The 21,552-nt window shown below is 45.1% G+C and carries 14 protein-coding genes; 6 read left to right on the top strand and 8 right to left on the bottom strand.

Going from position 1 to position 21,552, the window contains the following annotated elements:
* A complete protein-coding gene (locus NBH03_RS13235) occupies positions 1–1,167 on the bottom strand; it encodes an aldo/keto reductase (protein WP_250799852.1) in 1,167 nt (388 codons plus the stop codon).
* 531 nt (positions 1,168–1,698) lie between these two features.
* Here NBH03_RS13235 and NBH03_RS13230 point away from each other — a divergent pair.
* Positions 1,699–2,163, top strand: a complete 465-nt coding sequence (locus NBH03_RS13230) for a MarR family winged helix-turn-helix transcriptional regulator (protein ID WP_250799851.1) — start codon at positions 1,699–1,701, stop codon at positions 2,161–2,163.
* 19 nt (positions 2,164–2,182) lie between these two features.
* Positions 2,183–6,571 carry an acyl-CoA dehydratase activase gene (locus tag NBH03_RS13225; protein ID WP_250799850.1) on the top strand — a complete coding sequence of 1,463 codons (4,389 nt, stop codon included), beginning with the start codon at positions 2,183–2,185 and terminating at the stop codon, positions 6,569–6,571.
* A 48-nt stretch (positions 6,572–6,619) separates the two neighbouring features.
* Here NBH03_RS13225 and NBH03_RS13220 read toward each other — a convergent pair whose 3' ends face one another.
* From NBH03_RS13220 to NBH03_RS13195, 6 genes are all read right to left on the bottom strand, one after another.
* The gene (locus NBH03_RS13220) at positions 6,620–6,970 is read right to left on the bottom strand and encodes an HD domain-containing protein (RefSeq protein WP_227082388.1); all 351 of its coding nucleotides are present in this window, start codon (positions 6,968–6,970) and stop codon (positions 6,620–6,622) included.
* A gap of 197 nt (positions 6,971–7,167) precedes the next feature.
* The gene (gene cls / locus NBH03_RS13215; RefSeq protein ID WP_250799849.1) at positions 7,168–8,709 is read right to left on the bottom strand and encodes a cardiolipin synthase; all 1,542 of its coding nucleotides are present in this window, start codon (positions 8,707–8,709) and stop codon (positions 7,168–7,170) included.
* A 15-nt stretch (positions 8,710–8,724) separates the two neighbouring features.
* Entirely contained in the window at positions 8,725–9,297 is a 573-nt protein-coding gene (locus NBH03_RS13210) for a carbonic anhydrase (protein WP_015513120.1), read from the bottom strand.
* A gap of 380 nt (positions 9,298–9,677) precedes the next feature.
* Positions 9,678–12,659, bottom strand: a complete 2,982-nt coding sequence (gene ygfK / locus NBH03_RS13205) for a putative selenate reductase subunit YgfK (RefSeq protein WP_250799848.1) — start codon at positions 12,657–12,659, stop codon at positions 9,678–9,680.
* A 101-nt stretch (positions 12,660–12,760) separates the two neighbouring features.
* Positions 12,761–14,092, bottom strand: a complete 1,332-nt coding sequence (gene ssnA, locus NBH03_RS13200) for a putative aminohydrolase SsnA (RefSeq protein ID WP_117528476.1) — start codon at positions 14,090–14,092, stop codon at positions 12,761–12,763.
* A gap of 213 nt (positions 14,093–14,305) precedes the next feature.
* A complete protein-coding gene (locus NBH03_RS13195) occupies positions 14,306–15,691 on the bottom strand; it encodes a uracil-xanthine permease family protein (RefSeq protein ID WP_215690447.1) in 1,386 nt (461 codons plus the stop codon).
* A gap of 403 nt (positions 15,692–16,094) precedes the next feature.
* Between NBH03_RS13195 and dpaL the strand changes: the two genes are divergently transcribed.
* The 4 genes from dpaL (at position 16,095) to arcC (ending at position 21,116) form a co-directional block, all read left to right on the top strand.
* Positions 16,095–17,348, top strand: coding sequence for a diaminopropionate ammonia-lyase (gene dpaL, locus NBH03_RS13190; protein ID WP_250799847.1), 1,254 nt, complete (start codon positions 16,095–16,097; stop codon positions 17,346–17,348).
* 94 nt (positions 17,349–17,442) lie between these two features.
* On the top strand, positions 17,443–18,756 hold the full coding sequence (locus NBH03_RS13185) for a YgeY family selenium metabolism-linked hydrolase (RefSeq protein WP_250799846.1): 1,314 nt from the start codon (positions 17,443–17,445) through the stop codon (positions 18,754–18,756).
* A 113-nt stretch (positions 18,757–18,869) separates the two neighbouring features.
* Positions 18,870–20,066, top strand: coding sequence for a knotted carbamoyltransferase YgeW (ygeW, locus tag NBH03_RS13180; RefSeq protein WP_015513114.1), 1,197 nt, complete (start codon positions 18,870–18,872; stop codon positions 20,064–20,066).
* Between the two features lie 105 nt (positions 20,067–20,171).
* A complete protein-coding gene (gene arcC, locus NBH03_RS13175; protein ID WP_015513113.1) occupies positions 20,172–21,116 on the top strand; it encodes a carbamate kinase in 945 nt (314 codons plus the stop codon).
* A gap of 132 nt (positions 21,117–21,248) precedes the next feature.
* On the opposite strand, the gene NBH03_RS13170 is transcribed toward arcC, so the two are convergent.
* Positions 21,249–21,509, bottom strand: a complete 261-nt coding sequence (locus tag NBH03_RS13170; protein ID WP_250799845.1) for a hypothetical protein — start codon at positions 21,507–21,509, stop codon at positions 21,249–21,251.
* Positions 21,510–21,552 lie beyond the last annotated feature (43 nt).

Below are 21,552 nucleotides of genomic sequence, written 5' to 3'. Positions count from 1 at the left end.
TTATTTTTTAAACATGTCTTTGGCAAAAAATGCAATAACTTTATAAACCGGGTTCTCCATATGACGAACCACCTGTTTTAATTCTTTGCGGACAGCAATCCCCTGCGGACAATGCTGTTCGCATTTGCCGCATTGTCTGCACAAAGACGCATTGGTCCGTTCTGCCCTGAAAGTCGTACACATCAGATACTCCCGCATCCCTGTAAAAAAGTTATCGGTATAACGCACATTATAGCATCTAAATGCCCCTGGGATATCAACGCCATATGGGCAGGGCTGACAATAACCGCAACCGGTACAAGGTACTTTCATCTTCTCATTCACAGCATTTCTGACATCTTCAAACATCGCACCATCGGTTTCTGTCATTTCTCCGACTTTCACTGTATCTGCAATCCTTATATTTTCCTGAATCATTGCCATGCTGTTCATGCCGGACAGCACAACACTAATCTCCGGCTGATTCCAGAGCCAGCGAAGCCCCCATTCTGCCGGACTGCGCTTCGGTTCGGCTGCCGCAAACAAATCCTTAGCCTTTTTCGGCAAACCGTTGACCAGCCTGCCGCCCCTCAGCGGTTCCATGATAATCACCGGAATGCCCTTTTTCGCTGCATAAGCAACACCTTCCACACCGGCCTGGTTGTGAATATCCATATAATTATACTGGACTTGACAAAATTCCCAATCATAGGCATCCAAAAGCGCTATAAAATTCTGACTGTTGCCGTGGTAGGAAAATCCAATCCGACGAATCTTCCCGTTTTCCTTTTTCTCATTGATCCAGTCAAGAATTCCCATCCGGACTAATTTCTTCCAGATATGCACATCCGGCAGCATATGCATCAGATAGTTATCCACATAATCCGTCTGCAAACGCTTTAGTTGTTCACAAAAAAGCTTCTCCAACTCATCTATAGAGTGAATGAGATAGTGCGGCATCTTTGTGGCAATCTGAATCTGCGCCCGCCAGTGATTCTTTGCCACCAACTCCCCCAACACCTTTTCATTGCCGCGATAAATGTAAGCCGTATCAAAATAATTCACGCCATGCGCAATGGCATAGGCCAGCTCCCGCTCTGTTTCCTTCATATCCACACTGCCACCCTTTTTCGGGAACCGCATGCACCCAAACCCAAGAATCGACCAGTCATTTTGTCTATACTCCATTCAAAATCCTCCATCAACTCATCAATAAAACGTCATCCCACACCGCCATGTACCAACTGCATCATAAGCGCCTGCCGGAAATCAACCGCACATACAACCTTTCATAAGACATATTATCACCCCATTATATCAGATATTCTCTCCATCTAAAGCATTTCTTAACCATTTCTTAACAGTTTTTCGCCCTTCATTCAATGCCATGCTATTGAATTTTTCATCTGGAAATGCTATACTCTAACATGCTTACATTATATTTAAATCTTTATAATGAAATATTAACCTATTCAACCTAAAAATACATATTTTAGGTCTTTAGTCAGTTGCGAAACTCAACTTCCTTGGATAAAATCTGCTAATCAGCCGTTCACAGCAGGTGCTTCTAACATGGCCGGTACTTAGGTGCTGTCCTTTAGCACCTTATGTACCGTTGCCAATGTTAGGCAGTGCGAACGTGCTTGCTGTGAACAGCTGATTAGCAGATTTTTCAAAGCACCTGAAGTTTCGCACCCTCCAAATAAAAAGGAAAATCGCATGACTTATACAGAACAATGTGTCCCCCTGATTCGACATATTCACTGTGCTATGGAAAAAGAAGCCAACAACAAGCTCCGTGAAATGGACCTGACGGTTTCTCAGATTTATCTGCTCCAGGCGCTGAATCATGCCCCTGATGGTATGCACACACTTACACTTAAAGCACTTGAAAAACAGCTGCAGATTGGACAGTCCACCACCGTCGGTCTTGTTAAACGGCTGCAGAAGAAAGATTTTGTCACCTGCACCCAAAGCATTGATGACAAGCGCATCAAAATTGTTGCATTAACTGTGGCAGGAAAGAATATTTGCTGCAATGCAGAAGCCCATATGACGCATGTCTTCGACCATATGTCAGAAGGCCTCTCTGAAAATGAGAAAAAAATCCTGCTCACGCTTTTGACCCGCGTCCAGCAGAATCTGATTCCACACCAGGATTCACAAATGGATCCCGAAAGTTAAAAGATATAGGAGTCTTATCATGTCTAATCTTACTACAAATGATACACAGCTTTTCGTTGGTATTGATGTAGGTTCCACAACCACCAAAATCGTTGCCATCAATCCCGAAAAGCATGAAATTTTATTATCTAATTATAAACGCCACAACGCAGCCCAGGCCCAGAGTGTACAGGATGCCCTGGCATTTTTTGAGGATAAATTTCCAAATGCCCGTATCCGTCTGGCCCTGACAGGTTCCGGTGCCAAGCATCTGGCTGAAGCCCTTGGCTGCTGCTATATTCAGGAGGTTGTTGCCAATTCCATCGCCCTCCAGAAGGAATATGACAATGTGGGAACCGCCATCGAACTGGGCGGTCAGGATGCAAAGATGATTTTCTTCCGCCGTGACCCGGCCACACAGACACTGAATGTGGCGGATATGCGTATGAACGGCAGTTGTGCCGGCGGCACAGGCGCTTTTATCGATGAAATTGCTTCTATACTAAAGGTACCTGTAGAAGAATTCAATGAACTGGCCTCTCAGGGCAGCTGCATTTATGATATTTCCGGCCGCTGTGGTGTTTATGCCAAGACAGATATCCAGCCCCTGCTGAATCAGGGTATTTCCCGCCAGGATCTGGCACTGTCTTCTTTCCACGCTATCGCCAAACAGACCATCGGCGGTCTGGCTCAGGGTCTGGATATCCAGAAACCTGTTGTTTTTGAGGGTGGTCCGCTGACCTTTAACCCAACACTGGTAAATGTTTTTGCAAAACGTCTGGGCCTCACACCAGAGGAAACACTGCGTCCAACCCATCCTGAGATTATGATTGCCTATGGCGCAGCTCTTTCTCTGGACGGTATGTTTGCAGGCAATTCTTCATGGTATATGCCAAAACATTATCTTGAGCTGTTGGAGAATCCGGAACTTCGTGCCCATTTGCAAGCTTCTGCAGATGGTCCGCTGTTTTTCGAATCCGAAGAAGAACATCGTGCATTTAATGAACGCCATCAACTCCCGGAATTTACACCTTATGTACCGCAAAAGGGCGAAACGGTCCATGCTTATCTTGGCATTGATTCCGGCAGTACGACCACGAAATTTGTGCTGATGGATGAGGATGAAAATATTCTCGATTCTTTTTATGCACCAAATGAAGGTGATCCGCTGACTATTGCCAAGACAGCCTTGTTGACCATCCATGACCGCTACGAAAAGGCTGGTGCCAAACTGGATATCATTGCCGCAGGTACAACAGGCTACGGCGAACTGCTGTTTTCAAAAGCTTTCAGCACAGAATGCCATGTTGTGGAAACCGTTGCCCACGCCCGGGCTGCCGACAAGTATATCAAAGATGCCACATTTATCCTTGATATCGGCGGTCAGGATATGAAAGCCATCTGGATCGACAACGGCATTATCACCAATATTGTTGTCAACGAAGCCTGCTCCTCAGGCTGCGGTTCCTTCCTTGAAAACTTTGCTTCATCTTTACATATTCCTGTGGAAGAAATTGCCGAAGCCGCTTTTTCATCCAAACATCCGGCTTCTCTTGGCAGCCGCTGTACGGTTTTCATGAACAGCAGCATTGTCACGGAGCAGCGAAACGGCAAACAATCTGCAGATATTATGGCCGGCCTGTGCCGTTCCATCATTGAAAATGTTTTTACAAAGGTTATCCGAATCTCCAATTTGGACAGTCTGGGCGGCAAGATTGTTGTCCAGGGCGGTACATTCAGAAATGATGCCGTACTTCGTGCCCTTGAGCAGTACACCGGTCGTGAAGTCATCCGTGCCCCTTATCCCGGCATTATGGGTGCCATCGGCGCTGCTCTCATTACTAAGAAACGCTTTGAACAGAATCACCCAGCCAAAACATTTATCGGCATTGACGGTGTGGCTGATTTTTCCTATACACAAGAAGCCAACGCCCCTTGCCCGTTCTGTGCCAACCATTGTAAACGAACCATTGTCCGTTTTTCCAACGGCAATTCCTGGGTAACCAACAACCGGTGCGAACGCGGCGAAATCCTCGGTGATCCGAAGGATGCTTCTGTCCGACAGCAGCTTGCAGATGCAAAGAAATCCCGTGAACAGACACCAAATCTCTTCAAACTTCGACAGGAACTGTTGTTTAAAGACTACCCTTATCCGAAAGCTGCTAAAGAACGTGACATCACCATCGGTCTGCCCCGGGTGCTTTCCTATTGGGAAACCATGCCATTCTGGACCACCTTCTGGCGTGCTCTGGGATTTAAGATTCAATTGTCCGATCTGAGCACACGCAAAATTTACGAAGACGGACTGTCCGCAGTCACTTCCGATACCGTCTGCTTCCCAGCTAAACTGGTGCACGGTCATCTGCGCAATCTGGTAAAAAAAGGTGTGGATCGTATTTTCATGCCATCCATCACAACAGTAACCTCTGAAAATACAGAGAGCACCAGCGAATCTATGTGTGCCATCGTCAAAGGCTATCCGATTGTCATCCGTAACTCCGATAACCCTGAAAAGCGTTGGCATATACCATTTGACGCACCACTTTTCCACTGGTACAAGCGCGAGGACAGAAACCGTCAGCTCACCGGCTATATGGAGAAGACTTTCGGCATTTCCCCGGCAGAAACCCGACAGGCCATTAACGTCGCCGATGCCGCTGAAAAACAGTTTCATGATGAAATGCATCGGGCAGGAAAAGCTGTTCTTGATGAAGTCACTGCCAATGGCAGCTATGCTGTTATTCTGGCCTCAAGGCCATATCAGAACGATGCCCTTGTGAACCATGACCTTCCGGAAATGTTTACAAGTCTCGGCATTCCGGTGCTGACGGCAGATTCTCTGGAAGAAGCCGACCATGTGGATTTGAGCATGAGCCGACTGGATATTGTCAATAATTATCATGCCCGCATGCTGTCCACTGCTATTCTGGCTGCCAGAAATCCACATCTGGAATATGTGCAGATTGTCAGCTTCGGCTGCGGACATGACGCTTACCTTTCCGATGAAATCATTCGCCTGATGAAGGAAATTTCCGGCAAGACACCGCTGGTTCTGAAACTGGACGAAAGTGATATCCAGGGTCCGCTGCGTATCCGTGTCCGTTCTTTTACAGAAACGGTCAGCATGAACCATGCCATTCATCCGGAACTGGATATTCACCCGTTGGAAGATCCTTACCCGGTGAAATTCACCAAAGAAGACTGCCGCAAAAAGATTGTCCTTGTTCCGAATACCTCCCATGCTTTCTGTCGAATTATGTCAGCCGCCATGCGAGGACAGCATATTCAGGCAGAACCACTGGAAATCGGCCGTGAAGAAGCCATCCGCCTTGGCAAACAGTATGTCCACAACGACATCTGTTTCCCTTGTCAGATTGTGATCGGTGAAGCACTGGCTGCATTAAAGAGCGGCAAATACGACGGCAAAGAAGTGGCCATCGGTATGGGCAAATATATCGGCGACTGTCGTCTGACCCATTACAGTGCCCTTCTTCGCAAAGCCCTTGATGACGCCGGATTCCATGATGTGCCGATTCTGACCAACGATGATGTAGATTACCACAATATGCATCCCGGCTTCCGAATGAGCCTTGGTTCCGCCATCCGTCTGGCTTTTGCTCTGCCTGTGATTGACGTACTGGAAGAACTGCTGCGCAAAATCCGACCTTATGAAAAGGTGGCCGGCAGCACTAACCGTGCTTTTGAAAAAGGTATGGATGCCATTGTGGAAGGCCTTGAGCTTCACGGTATCAGCGGTCTGAAAAAAGGCTTTAAAAAGGCTATTGACCTGATGAACCAGGTAAAATATGACCGCACCAACCGTCGTCCACGGGTCCTGATTGTCGGTGAATACCTGTTGAACTTCCATCCGGGTGCCAATCACGATATTGAAAATTATCTGGAACATAACGGCTTCGAAATCATTGAAGCCCACATGACAGACGTCATCCAGAAATCCTATTTCTATCTGGATGCGCAGATTAAAGAATATAAATTAAAGAAACCTTTAAACAAAAAAATATGGTTTTCGACAGTAGACACTGTTTTCGACATGGCTCACAATATGGCAGATGCTATCGCCAAAAAGCATCCCCTCTATACACCGGCCTGCCGAATGCCTGACCTTGTCAAAGCCAGCGACCCGATCATCCATCATACATTTGATGCCGGCGAAGGCGTCCTGATTCCGGGAGAAATCCTGCACCATGCCAAAGACGGCTGCCGTTCCTTTGTCATCCTTCAGCCATTTGGCTGCCTGCCAAACCATGTTGTAGGCCGAGGCATCAGCAAACGCCTGAAAGAAATGTACCCGGATGCACAGATCCTGCCATTGGACTATGATCCGGATGTCAGCTTTGCCAACATCGAAAACCGACTGCAAATGCTGATTATGAACGCAAAAAGTGGGAATATTAAGGATAAAAATTAATATTTAATAGCATATATTCATTGATTTTTACACGAATATATGCTAATTCTAATGTCTTTTAACTGTCTCTTTTGAGGCGCATATCTTATCCGCCATACATAGAATCCAGCTCTCCCGATATTTCGGCGGGACTGGATTCAGCGGAAACATATGCTTTCGTATCATGTCCTGCTCAATCTCATTCAATTCAAAATCCCGCCTGGCATTCTTCAAGGCGTCTCCCGCGTGGGTAACGCCATGCCATTTATGACTTTCATCCGGTATATGCCAATCGTATAAGAAATAATCATGCAGGAGGGCACCTCTCACCAAAGAACGCATATCCACTTCTCCCGGAAAATATTTCGCAATTCTCAGACACATCCTGGCCACCGCCAGGGAATGTTCATACACCGACATTCTGCCATGCTGCCTGAAATTTTTCTCCGACTGCATACCTGGTGAGGCCAGAATGTCCTGACCATATAAATGTATTAAACGCTCTAAAGCATCGTCTTCATCTGAGATTCCATTATTTCTATCTAATTCGATCGTTGTTATCGCCCCTTAATTTACCTCTTCACATATATAAATTCTATAAAAATGGTAGACGCACCTTACAGAAGCGGCGCAAATAATCTCAGAATACACTGCCCAATTCTCAATGCTGTTGAACGATGGCTTCGATATTGCTCTGTCACTTCATGACATTCTTCAAAAAGATGGTCGAAGTCCGCCTTCACACCCGCAACTGCGTCCTTATGATAAAAAGCTGCCGCATTTTCAAAGTGATGATATAAACTTCTGTAATCCAGATTGATGGTACCCACAACCGCTGCCTTATCATCCGATACGCACTGCTTGGCATGGCAAAATCCCGGCGTATACTCAAAAATCCGCACACCCTTTTTTACCAGTCTGTTGTAATAAGAACGTGTTGCCTGATAAACAAACTTCTTGTCCGGTATGCCCGGTGTGATAATCCGCACATCCACGCCTCTTCTGGCTGCCAGAGTAAAAGCCTTTTTCATTTCATCACTGATCAGCAGATACGGTGTAATGAAATACGCATATTCCCGTGCACTGTTCAAAACATTCATATAAACATTTTCTCCGGTATGCTCATCGTCCAGTGGATTATCTGCATAAGGCTGTACATAGCCTGTCTGCTTTGCTGTATATGTAATCTCCGGAAAATATGCCGTATAATCCGTGTCCGTCTTCTTAATGGCATTCCACATTTCAAGAAACATAACTGTAAGACTCCGTACAGCATCTCCTTCCATCCGCACACCGGTATCTTTCCAAAGGCCATAAGGATGGGTAATATTGAAATATTCATCCGCCAGATTGTAGCCGCCGGTAAAACCAACCTGTCCATCAATGACCGTAATCTTTCTGTGATCCCTGTTATTCATAAACATATTGACGAAAGGCACAATCTTATTGAAAATTCGACATTGAATACCTTGGCTTTCCATCTGTTTGACAAAATCCGTATTGATAAAGCCCATACTGCCAACATCATCATAAATCAGACGGACTTCCACACCTTCCTTTGCCTTCTCAAAGAGAATACTTTTCATGCCCGCAAAGGACTGCGCATCCTCAATGGCATGGTATTCCATAAAAATAAATTTCTTCGCTTGCTTCAATGCTTCCTTCTGAGCTTCAAAGCCATCAACCGCTTCAGGATAAAATTCCAGATCCGTGTTGTCATACACCGGATATCCCGCCGAATGACTGATATAATGCGCCATATTAGCTGTCTGCCTGTCCTCATCCGACATTTTCTGCAAAATATCTTCTTTATCCGGCAATAAAGGCGTCAATTCTGACTGCAATGCCTGAAAATGTTTGCGGATACCGATATTCACTCCGGAATGCCCGCATAACAGGTAAATACCGACACCGGCCACCGGAAATGCCATGATCAAAATCATCCAGGGCATCTTCATGGCGGAATTCATATCCCGGCCATATATTTTAATAACCACAATCAATGCAATCGCACTGGATACCAATGAAATTCCAGTGGAATACTTATTAAGCCTGATAAACAATTCAATAAGCCAGACAACCTGTATCAATATCAGCAGCGCAGTAATAAAAATACGGCCGATACTGTTTTTTACAGCACCCTTTTGTTCTTCTCTCATTTTATCTCTTCTTTCTTATAAAAACTCTACGCTGCCGTCTTCAATGTGATACATGGCGCCAACGACTCTCAACCCTTCTTGCTCCTCAATCTGCTGAATATCCAGACTATGCTCAATCAAAGCTACACTGCGTTTCACATTCAGACAGCAAGCTTTGTAATCATCGGTTTCATCACCGATCGCCAGCTTAATCTCATCTGTAATAAACTTAATATACCCTTCCGGATCACTGTTGATGGCTGCATCAACTGCACCGCAATGAGTATGCCCCAGCACAACAACCACAGGACTTCCCAGATGTCCGGCCGCATATTCAATGCTGCCCAGCTGATGGTCATCAATGACGTTGCCCGCCACACGGATCACAAAAAGCTCACCCAGACCCGCCGAAAAAATCGTCTCCGGAATCACTCTGGAATCCGAACAAGTCACAATAATCGCATGGGGATGTTGACCGTGCTCATAAGTAAACTTGCGCAGGGCCGCTGACACATTGCCACTGTTACTGTTCATCAGCAAATACCGCATGTTGCCTGACTTTAACTTCTCAATCGCCTCATCGGCTGTCATGATCATATGATGGATCATCGCTAAAACCTCCTGTCTATCACCGGGACTGCTCTGGTCCCTTAGCTTTCTTATGAACCGTCGTATCTAACTTTTATAGTATATCTTAGCATTATTGGAGATTTAGCTCAACCCAAAAGTACCTGCGAAGACGACATTTTTACCATATTGTTGCCAGAATGTCCAAACATTAAAACCCCTGCCTTTATTTCCAGCCCTCCTGCGCCTGCCGTGCAGATTATAGTTATTTCTACACATAAAAATGGCGGAGACTCTTTTCCCTTCTCTATTCCGCTCTGCCTGTGACTTACCTCTGAAAACATTTCGCAATGAGCGTGTTTTTAGAGGTAAGTCACAGGCAGAGTGGATTCAGGGTACTTGAAGTCTCCGCCTATATGGTTTTATGGAAGTAAATAACTATAATCTGCACAAACAGCTTCGATGACTTTCAGCAGGCCGAATGGCACGCTGCTTTCCTGTCCTTTTGTCCATGTTGTTTCTTTTCCGAAGAAACGAATCTTCGCTGTAACTGCTTCTTTGTCGATAACGGCAAATCCATCGTTCTTGCTGTCAGCCATATCGGCTTCTTTGGCAAATAACGTGAATTTGTCAAGGTATGGTGCACTTGCGTATGGGCAGAAGCTCTTGCAGTTGCCGCATTCGTTGCACATGTAGTCTACGTGGATGACCTGTGCTTTTGCCATACCAGGTACCTTGATTGAGATGTTGGCTCTGTTCGGGCATACATCTACACAGTTTTCGCATACGGTTGAACAGCCAAGGCAACGTTCGGATTCCGGTTTATCACCCGGTTCAGCCAGAATACCCTTCTTCGCATAGATGGAAACCGGATCTGCTGCGATGTCGCAGCTGCCTGAGATTTCACGGCCGCAGATAGCTTCTGCTGCTGTGATGGCCTGAGCCATTGCTTTGACAACGATAGATGGGCCATACAGACCATCACCGATGACATATACATTTTCTACACTGGATTCCAGAGTCGGGCTGACTTTCACACGGCCTCTGTCATCTACCTGAAGACCATTCGCTTCATAGAAATCTGTCGGCACTTTTTCACCAACAGCTGCGATCACGCGGTCTGCAGGTACAGCCACTGTTTCATCCGTCTCAACAATGCCTGCACGACCGGATGCATCCAGTTCACCAAGCTTCATGACACGGCAGATCAACTGACCATTTTCCAGTTTCTCAGGTGCCAACAGTTCTCTGAACTCTACACCATCTTCTACAGCCAGCACTAATTCATGTTCATCAGCAGGCATGTAGCGTTTTGTTCTTCTATAAACAAGATACACATGCTCAACACCATCACAGCGTTTTGCTGCACGAGCTGTATCCATCGCTGTATTGCCGCCTCCGATGACAACCACATTCTTGCCGATGGCCATCTTGCCATTTGTGCGATTGTAATCTTCAAGGAATGCCAGTGCATTCTGTGCTTCACCGCCCTCAAGCTTGAGTTCACCGCGTTTGTAAGCACCAACAGCAAGAATTACGCTGTCATATTCTTTCTTCAAAACATCTACGGCAGGTGCTTCTGTGTTATATAAAACTTTCACGCCTAATTTTTCAAGTAAAGCAGCATCCTTTGCAATGACACTGTCATCAATTCGGAAGTTAGGAATGATAGCGCTGACAACACCGCCCAGGCGTTCACGTTTTTCATAAATTGTTACCTTTGCGCCAAGTCTTGCCAGATAGTAAGCCGCTGCCATACCTGCAGGACCACCGCCCACGACAGCAACACTGCCGCTGTAATCACCAGTTACAGATACGCAGTCTATAATAGCATCCATAGCCTGCTCAGCACATTCCAGTTTTGTATTTCGGATCTGCACGGATTTCTCATAGAAATTACGTGTACAATAACCCTGACAAGGATGGGAACAGATGGTACCAGTCATAAATGGCAGTGCATTTCTGTTCAGAATCACTTTCAGTGCTTCTTCATATTTGCCCTCACCGGCTAATGCAACATAAGTCGGGATTTCCTGATGAATCGGGCATCCATCCTGACAAGGTGCTGTATAGCAGTCAAGCAGCGGAACTGTCTCATTAGATTTTCTTGATGCAGGCAATTTGGCCGGTTTCACATGATGCGCATCTGTAATGGCATCTTCTGCCAGTTTATTCAGTGCCGCCACATCGATACCCTTGAATTCGCCGACGCCCATTGCCTCAAGAGAATCTGCCATCTGCTGTAATCTCTGGTAGCCGCCCGGCTTCAGAATCGTTGTTGCAACTGTTACAGGCCAGATACCGCATCCGACGATTCTGTCAATATTGAAAGCATCTGCACCGCCTGAATAGGAGATACGCAGTTTGCCATCAAATTCACGTGACAGTTTTGCTGCCAGTGAAATGGACAGAGGATACAGGGATTTACCTGACATGTACATTTCTTCGCTTGGAAGTTCACCTGCCTTAACATCTACAGGGAATGTATTTGTAATCTTCACACCAAATTCCAGACCCATTTCGCCGGATAATTTGATCAGTCGCTGCAGCATCGGAACGGCATCCACATACTGAAGATCATCTTCAAAATGGAAACGGCCGAATGCAATATAATCATAACCCATCTTGTCCAGTGTTTCTCTGGCAAATTCATAGCCAAGAAGTGTTGGGTTACATTTGATAAATGTATTGAGTTTCTTTTCTGTCAAAAGATAGGTTGCAATACGTTCGATTTCCTGCGGAGGACAGCCATGCAGTGTGGAAAGTGTAACGGAATTACAGATATCCGGTCTGATAGCTTCAATATCTTCTGCTGTCACATGTTTGAACTCACTTACATGATCCAGCAGATACTGCTTACAGACTTTGAAGGTTTCTGTATCAGCTGCATTCTTCATACTTTCAATGAATGTGTTGACTTTCTCAGACTTGATACCCTCCAGATCATAACCAACACTGATATTGAACTGGAAACCATCCATACTGCCAAGGCCGTATTCCTTTGCCATAAAGGAAAGCAGAAACCATGCCTTAATGTATTCATCCTGTGCCTGAGGAACATAAAGCTCGGTAGACCACTCACAGTTGTAAGCTTCGTCATCCGCTTTGATACATGGCTTGTTGACACATGCTGCCAGTTCATCACCATCCATGATCTGAACGGTTTTCAGTTCAAAGAAACGGCTGCCGGCATAATAAGAAGCCGCAATATTCTGAGCTAACTGGCTGTTAGGGCCGGCTGCAGGACCAATCGGAGTCTCAAGGTCTCTGCCAAAAATTGTCAGCGCTTCTTCAGGCGCTTTATAAGCACGATGAAGCCCAAAAAGCGTACCATGATTCTCTAATTCTTCTGTTACCCAATTCATTAACTGGTCAAAAGACATACCTGTCATTCTATCACTCATGAGAAAACCTCCTGTATTCTCTTTCAATCTCTATTAATTCTATCTTCCCTTTAAATCCACAGCATCTGCTTGAACAGATGCTGCACCTGTCCCCAATCTGATTAACCGTTGATGCTGTGCCACAGCTTTGCAGATTCTTCTCTGCATTTTGCCATTGCTTCTTCAACGTCAATTACTTTAATCTCACGGTCTTTCATCAATACACGGCCGTTGGCAACCGTTGTCACAACGTCTCTGCCTGTCATGCCAAACAGAATATGACCGTTGATATTGGATGCATCCAGCTGTGTTGGTGGGTTGTAATCCACAACGATGACATCACCGGCTGCGCCCTCTTTCAGAACACCAAGCGGTGTCTTAAAGTAACGATTTGCAATGGCTGCATTGTTCTCAAACAGCATCTTCGGAACTTCTCCCCATGCCGCATTGGCGTCGCAAAGATGATGTTTGTGCAGTACATTGGCCACCTTATAAGATTCGATCATATCATGTGTATAACCGTCTGTACCAAGACCTGTCAGGATACCTCTGTGAACCAGCTCCATGGTTGGCGGGCATCCGCAGGCATTGCCCATGTTGGATTCCGGATTATGTACCACCATTGTGTTGGTATCTTTGATCAGATCCATTTCATGAGGGTTAATGTAAATACAGTGACCCAGCAGCGTCTTCTCACCGAGAATGTTGAAATCCATCAGTCTGTCCACGATACGTTTGCCATATTTCTTCAGACAGTCATGCAGATCTTCAATGCCTTCTGCCACATGGATATGATAGCCGACTTCATCCGGTTTGTTCGCAGCTGCCAGTTCCATGGTTGCATCGGAAATTGTAAACTGTGCATGCATACCCATCATACCGGCGATCATATCTGTGTCATCTTTCAGTGCATAACGGATAAATTCCGCATTCTCCATAACAGATTCTCTGGCTTTATCCATACCATCACGATCAGAAATCTCATAACAGAGGCAGGCACGAACACCTAATTCCTTAGCCACATCAGCGATTGTAAATAAGCTGCCGCCAATCTGTCCAAAACTTGCATGGTGGTCAAAAACCGTCGTCACACCATTGCGAATACAGGAAATCAATGTTTCAACCGCACTGTATTTCGTCTGTTCCAGTGTCAGATGGCGGTCGATCGTCCACCACTGACCATCCAGAATATCCAGAAATCCCTTCGGATTATACCCCTTAATACTTAATCCTCTGGCCATCGCACTGTAAATGTGCTCATGCGTATTGATAAATGCCGGCATGATCACGCCGCCCTTTGCATCAATGAATTCTGCATCCCCATACTGTTTCTTTATAGCCTCTGTTTCCCCCACAGCAGCGATCTTTGTCCCCTCAATCGCAACAGCACCATTTTCAACAAAGGGCATCTCATCATTTCTTGTAAATAACTTACCATTACCAATAACCAGCATCATTCCTGCCTCCTTCTTTAATACTTAAATTAAATGTTGTAACTGTTCAGAGCCAACCTCCAAAATGCTACGCATTTCGTCGGTGTGGCGTATCCGCCAAATAAAATTTCAAAAACAGTTTTAAAAATGCAAGCATTTTATACCTGTTTTTGAAATTTTGCCTGGCTCTGAACAGTTACAAAATGTTTATTTACCTTATAATATACATAAATCTTACTCGGCTTTTTCTTCCGCAGGTTCAACTGCACTGCCCTTCGGCTTTGGAAGAAGCAGATTCAGCACAACAGCTGTAACCATCGCCAATACAACCGGTGATTTACCAAAAATAGTTGTTACCCAAGCTGGGAATGTTGCTAATGCTGCATTCGCCTGTGTCACACCCATACCAAGGGCAATTGCCAGACCGACAATTGTTGTATTGCGGAAATCCAATGGCTGAGTTGTGATCAGCTTGATACCTGTCATTGTGATGGATGCAAATACAGAAATTGTTGCACCGCCCAATACACAATAAGGAATCGTTGTCAAAACTGCTGAGAATACCGGCACCAGACCTGCAACAAGCAGAATCACTGCCGCAATACGGAATACCTTTCTTGCTACAACCTTTGTAGAGGCAACAATGCCTACATTCTGACTGTAGGTTGCCGTCGGCAGACCGCCAAAAACCGCACCCACAACATTGCTGATACCATAAGCCACAATACCGCCCTTTAACTCTTCGTCCGTCGGCATTCTGTCCAGACCGCCTGTTGTAGTAGCCGAGAAGTCACCGATCGCCTGGATCGCATTAATCGCAAACAGTAAACCGATGGCAACACATGCAGACGGATCAAACTTAATGCCAAAATGCAGTGGCTGAGGAATACTAATCAGTGATGCACCGGTTACAGATGAGAAATCCACCATTCCGAAGAAAATGGAGATAATGTAACCAATGATAATACCTATTAATATAGAAGCAAGCTTGAAAATACCTTTGCCATAATGGTTCAGGTATGTAACGATACATAATACAATAATTGCTACCAGCCAGTTCTGCCATGCACCGTAATGCTCATTGGATGTACCACCGGCCATATAATTGATGGCTGTCGGATACAACGAAAGACCAATGGCAAATACAACCGTACCTGTGATCAACGGTGGGAAAAACTTCCTGATCTGTTTAATAAACAGGCCAACCAATAAAGCAACAATACCGCCGACTATCTGTGCCCCCAGTATGGTCGCCACATCATACTGAGTCGCTATAGCCTGCATCGTCGGAACATACGCAAAACTGATACCCATAATCATTGGTAAACCCGAACCGATTGCATACGCACTGCCATGGAACAGCGGATAAAGCTGAAGCAATGTGGTCAATGCTGAAACAAACAACGCTGCCTGGATCAAAATAACTGAATCAGAATCGGAAAGACCTGCCGCATTGGCTACAATGATCGCCGGTGTAACACATCCTACTATCATAGCAGCTACATGCTGCAATGACAATGGAAATGCCTGTAAAAATGAGGGTTTACCCTCCATGTTAAATAAGTCATCAGCTGAAAGCCTTCTGCCTTTCTTCCGTCCAAGATCTTCTTTGCTATTCATCTTGTGACACCTACCTCCCTAAAAGTCTATACTTTTATGTATTTTCCTTCTTATCGTGTGCATATGATAAGGACATCATGCATAATCCCCGAACAGCTTCCAGACTATGTCGGGTTGTTTTGACATTTGATTAACAAATAGGGAGACTTCCACTCATTTGCTACACAATAACAAAAATATTTCCCTCCCTCATGGATGCGCGTTTATTCAAGTTCACCAAAAGAAATATTCTCTGATTGTCATTTTAACATTATATTAGACAAAACACAAGCACTTTCTAAAAATTTTTTTTGATTCCTAAAAATTTTTTGATTTTCCTCTTGCAATTTTCAAATTATCTGTTATGATGATTACAGGGAGACAAAATGAGACTTATCAAGCATGGTTTTATGGAGGTTCAGCAATGGCTAACAAAGCAGATAATCAAATCAAATGGGTATTAAACAAGATGCCGAAGAGCGATGACAAACAGGTCGCTAACATGTCTCTGGAGGAGATGTCGAAAGCAAACAATTTCCACAAGAGCTTTCCTCAGTATTCAGTTACACCTCTTACAGGACTTCCGCATCTGGCCGAATATCTCGGACTTAAGAAACTTTATGTAAAGGATGAATCCTATCGATTCGGTCTGAATGCTTTCAAGGTTCTCGGCGGTTCTTATGCAATCGCACGATACATGGCACAGCAGCTTGGCAAGGATGTCAGCGAAGTTCCTTATGATGTATTAACTTCTGAGAAACTCAAGGAAGACTTCGGTCAGGCAACATTCTTCACAGCAACAGACGGTAATCACGGCCGCGGCGTTGCATGGGCAGCGAATAAGCTTGGACAGAAATGCGTAGTCAGAATGCCGAAGGGCACAACACAGACTCGTTTAAATAATATTGCAAAGGAAAATGCAACAGTTACTATTGAGAATCTTAACTATGACGAATGTGTTCGTATGGCTGCAAAGGAAGCGGCTGAAACAGAACACGGCATCATGGTTCAGGATACAGCCTGGGAAGGTTATGAAGAGATTCCTACATGGATCATGCAGGGTTACGGCACACTCGCACTTGAAGCTGATCATCAGTTAGAAGAAGACAACTGCCGTCCAACACATATCTTCATTCAGGCAGGCGTTGGCTCACTGGCCGGTGCAGTTGTTGGTTACTTCGCCAACAGATTCAAAGAGAATCCGCCGATCATGACAGTTGTTGAAGCCAAGGCTGCAGACTGCCTCTTCCGCTCTGCTTCCAAGGGTGACGGCAGCCGCGTAGATGTTACAGGCGATATGCTCACAATCATGGCTGGTCTTGCCTGCGGCGAACCAAACACTGTATCATGGGATATTCTTCGCAATCATGCAGATGCATTCGTATCTTGTCCTGATTGGGTAAGTGCCAACGGTACACGTATTTACAGCTCACCAATGAAAGGTGACGAAAGAGTTATCTCCGGTGAATCCGGTTCCGTTACAATGGGTCTGGTTGCAGCGATCATGACAAAACCTGAATTAAAGGAACTCAAGGAAGCACTGAAACTGGATGAGAATTCTCAGGTACTTCTTGTTTCTTCTGAAGGCGATACAGATCCTGACCGTTATCGTGAAATCGTATGGGAAGGCTTATGCGGCACAGACAAAGAACCATTTGCTGATCTTCAGGAAAGCTAAGCATTCGTTTTAACTGCCTTTGACAGTTATTACATATAAATAGAGAAACCATTTTGCAACGTTACAATATATGAACATTATGGAGGGTAAAAAAATGTTAGACTTTAACAAAATCAAAGAAGTAGCACAGGGCTATCAGGCTGATATGACAGCTTTCTTACGTGCCATCGTTAAGAATCCTGGCGAAAGCTGTGATGAAAAGGCGCATGTAGAGACAATTGCTGCTGAGATGAAGAAACTGGACTTCGACGAAGTTGTCATCGATCCACAGGGCAACGTCATCGGTTACATGGGTACAGGCGACAAGATCATTGCTTTCGATGGCCATATTGATACAGTAGGTATCGGCAATATCAACAACTGGACATTCGATCCATATGATGGTTATGAGAACGAAACAGAAATCGGTGGCCGTGGTGTATCTGACCAGTGCGGCGGTGTTGTATCTGCTGTTTACGGCGCTAAGATCATGAAAGATTACAACCTGATTCCGGAAGGTTTCAAGATCATGGTTGTTGGTTCTGTTCAGGAAGAAGACTGTGATGGCCTTTGCTGGCAGTACATCATCAACGAAGACAAAGTTCGTCCTGAATTCGTAGTATCTACAGAGCCTACAGACGGCGGTATCTACAGAGGTCAGCGCGGACGTATGGAAATCCGTATCGATGTTAAGGGTGTTTCCTGCCATGGTTCTGCTCCAGAACGTGGTGACAACGCAATCTACAAGATGGCTGATATCCTTCAGGATGTTCGTGCACTGAATGAAAATGATGATGCAGACGAAACAGAGATCAAAGGTCTTGTTAAGATGCTGAATCCTAAATACAACCCTGACTGGGAAGAAGCTCGCTTCCTTGGCCGCGGTACAGTTACAACATCTCAGATCTTCTACACATCCCCAAGCCGTTGTGCAGTTGCTGACTCCTGTGCAGTATCTCTTGACCGTCGTATGACATTCGGCGAAACATGGGAAAGCTGTCTGGAAGAAATCCGCAACCTGCCTAGCGTAAAGAAATACGGTGATGACGTTGTTGTTTCCATGTACAACTATGACCGTCCATCCTACACAGGCTGTGTATACGAAATCGAATGCTACTTCCCAACATGGGCGATTCCAAAGGATCACAAGGTTACAAAAGCACTGGAAGCTGCTTACCATGGTCTTTACGGTGATAAGAGAATCGGTGCTGCTGACACACTTGAAATGCGTCAGGCTCGCCCACTGACAGATAAGTGGACATTCTCCACAAACGGTGTTTCTATCATGGGTAGAAACGGTATCCCATGTATCGGTTTTGGACCAGGTGCAGAAGCTCAGGCTCACGCTCCTAACGAAATGACATGGAAACAGGATCTGGTTACATGTGCTGCTGTTTACGCTGCTCTGCCAATGTCCTATTGCGAATAATTTCAAAAAAGACTATACTATAAAAGTTAACGTATTATAAACCAATAAAACTTCCGTGCATCGGACAATTTTTAACCGGTGCACGGCACTTAATCAAACGGAGGATTATTATAATGGATGCTAAATTACAGGCTTATATCGACAAATTAAACGCACTTAACTTCAAAGAAATGTACAACGGTGACTTCTTCCTGACATGGGAAAAATCAGACGACGAACTTGAAGCTGTTTTCACAGTTGCTGATGCGCTTCGTTACATGAGAGAGAACAACATCTCCACAAAGGTATTCGAAAGTGGTCTTGGTATTTCTTTATTCCGTGATAACTCTACACGTACACGTTTCTCCTTTGCTTCCGCATGTAATCTTCTTGGTCTTGAAGTTCAGGATCTGGATGAAGGCAAATCTCAGGTTGCTCATGGCGAAACAGTTCGTGAAACAGCTAACATGATCTCCTTCATGGCTGACGTTATCGGTATCCGTGATGATATGTACATCGGCAAAGGCAACAAATACATGCATGAAGTTGTTGACGCTGTAACACAGGGCAACAAAGACGGTATCCTTGAGCAGAAACCTACTCTGGTTAACCTTCAGTGCGATATCGACCATCCTACACAGGCTATGGCTGATATGCTTCACATCATCCATGAATTTGGCGGTGTTGAAAACCTTAAAGGCAAAAAGATCGCTATGTCCTGGGCTTACTCTCCATCTTATGGCAAACCTCTCTCCGTTCCTCAGGGTATCATCGGTCTGATGACTCGTTTCGGTATGGACGTTGTACTTGCTCATCCGGAAGGCTATGAAGTATTCCCAGAAGTTGAAGCTGTTGCAGCTGAAAACGCTAAGAAATCCGGCGGTTCCTTCACAAAGACAAACAACATGGCAGAAGCATTCAAAGATGCTGATATCGTATATCCAAAGAGCTGGGCTCCTTTCGCTGCTATGGAAAAACGTACAGAACTCTACGGCAACGGCGATACAGAAGGTATCAAAGCTCTTGAAAAAGAACTCCTTGCTCAGAACGCAGAACACAAAGACTGGGCTTGTACAGAAGAACTTATGGCTACAACAAAGAACGGCAAAGCACTTTACCTGCACTGCCTGCCAGCTGACATCACAGGCGTAAGCTGTGAAGAAGGCGAAGTTGATGCTTCCGTATTCGATCGTTACAGAGATCCTCTTTACAAAGAAGCAAGCTACAAGCCATACATCATCGCAGCTATGATCTTCCTTGCTAAATTCGAAAATCCACAGGAAATCCTGAAGAAACTCGAAGAAAGATCTATGCCTAGAATCTTCAAATAAGATTAAATTTAACTTAACAACTTAACATATAAGGCGGGGATTCACCTCCGCCTTATATAAATCGCAAAAACCGTTATTTTGTTTATTTTGGGGGAAATATTTAGAATGAATAAGAAGAAAAGAATCGTTATCGCACTTGGCGGCAATGCACTGGGGAATACACTGCCGGAGCAGATGGCAGCTGTAAAAGTAACTTCCAAAGCTATTGTAGATTTAATCGAAGAAGGCTGTGAAGTTGTTGTTACACACGGCAATGGCCCACAGGTTGGTATGATCAACAATGCGATGATCGCACTGACACATGAAGATGCACAGCAGCCAAACACACCATTATCTGTCTGTGTTGCCATGAGCCAGGCTTACATCGGATACGACCTTCAGAACGCCCTGCGTGAAGAGCTGTTCAACCGCGGTATCACAGATATCCCTGTTGCAACCATGATCACACAGGTTCGTGTCAATGAAGATGATCCAGCTTTCAACAATCCATCCAAACCGATCGGCAAGTTCTTCAACGAAGAACAGGCGAAGATGATGGAAGAAAAATACGGCTACATCATGAAAGAAGATGCCGGCAGAGGCTATCGCCGTGTTGTTGCTTCTCCAAAACCTGCAGAAATCATTGAAATCGGTACTATCCGTACAATGGTTGAATCCGGAGACCTGGTTATCGCCTGCGGCGGCGGCGGTATTCCTGTTACCCGTCAGGGCAACCACTTAAAGGGCGCCAGCGCAGTTATCGACAAAGACTTCGCAAGCTGTCTTCTGGCTCAGGAACTGGATGCAGACTTCCTCATCATTCTCACAGCTGTTGAAAAGGTTGCCATCAACTTCGGCAAACCAAACGAACAGTGGCTTGAAGATCTGACAGTTGAAGAAGCAAAGAAATACATGGAAGAAGGTCACTTCGCACCTGGCTCCATGCTTCCAAAAGTACAGGCAGCCGTTGACTTCGCTTCCTCCAAGGAAGGCCGTACAGCTCTGATCACACTTCTGGAGAAATCCAAAGACGGTATCCAGGGCAAAACAGGAACAAGATTCCATCTGTAAAACAAAATACTTCATTAACAAAGCATATTTTGCTTAGTAAATTCCTACCTTATTATTTAAGAACACCCCGATGTATGATCCTTCTCACATTTATCATACGTCGGGGTGTTTTTATTATTCATCATCTACACTCTACATATACCACTTATTCCTCTGAGAAAGTAATTCCTTCGAAATATCCGCCTCACGGTCACTCTCTGCATCATAACCGTTGGTGTTTCTTCTGCCTAACACAAGCCACATAAAGAGAACATACAACGTCAGAAGTCCCAGAATCAGCCAGGCAAAGAAGTTATGCTTCGCTGCCTCAAGAGCCGGAACAAACAACACGGCCAATAAACACACCACATCCACAACTGTCAGTACCATTCGAATAATTTTGAAAGTCTTCATCAGCATCGCCTCCTTAGTTAATTTGCATTATATCCTTCTCCGC

This window comes from Coprococcus intestinalis, from assembly GCF_023656595.1.
GTDB classification, from domain to species: domain Bacteria; phylum Bacillota; class Clostridia; order Lachnospirales; family Lachnospiraceae; genus Coprococcus_A; species Coprococcus_A intestinihominis.
The sequence above is the reverse complement of the archived record's forward strand: the minus strand, read 5'-3'. Positions and strand labels throughout refer to the sequence as shown.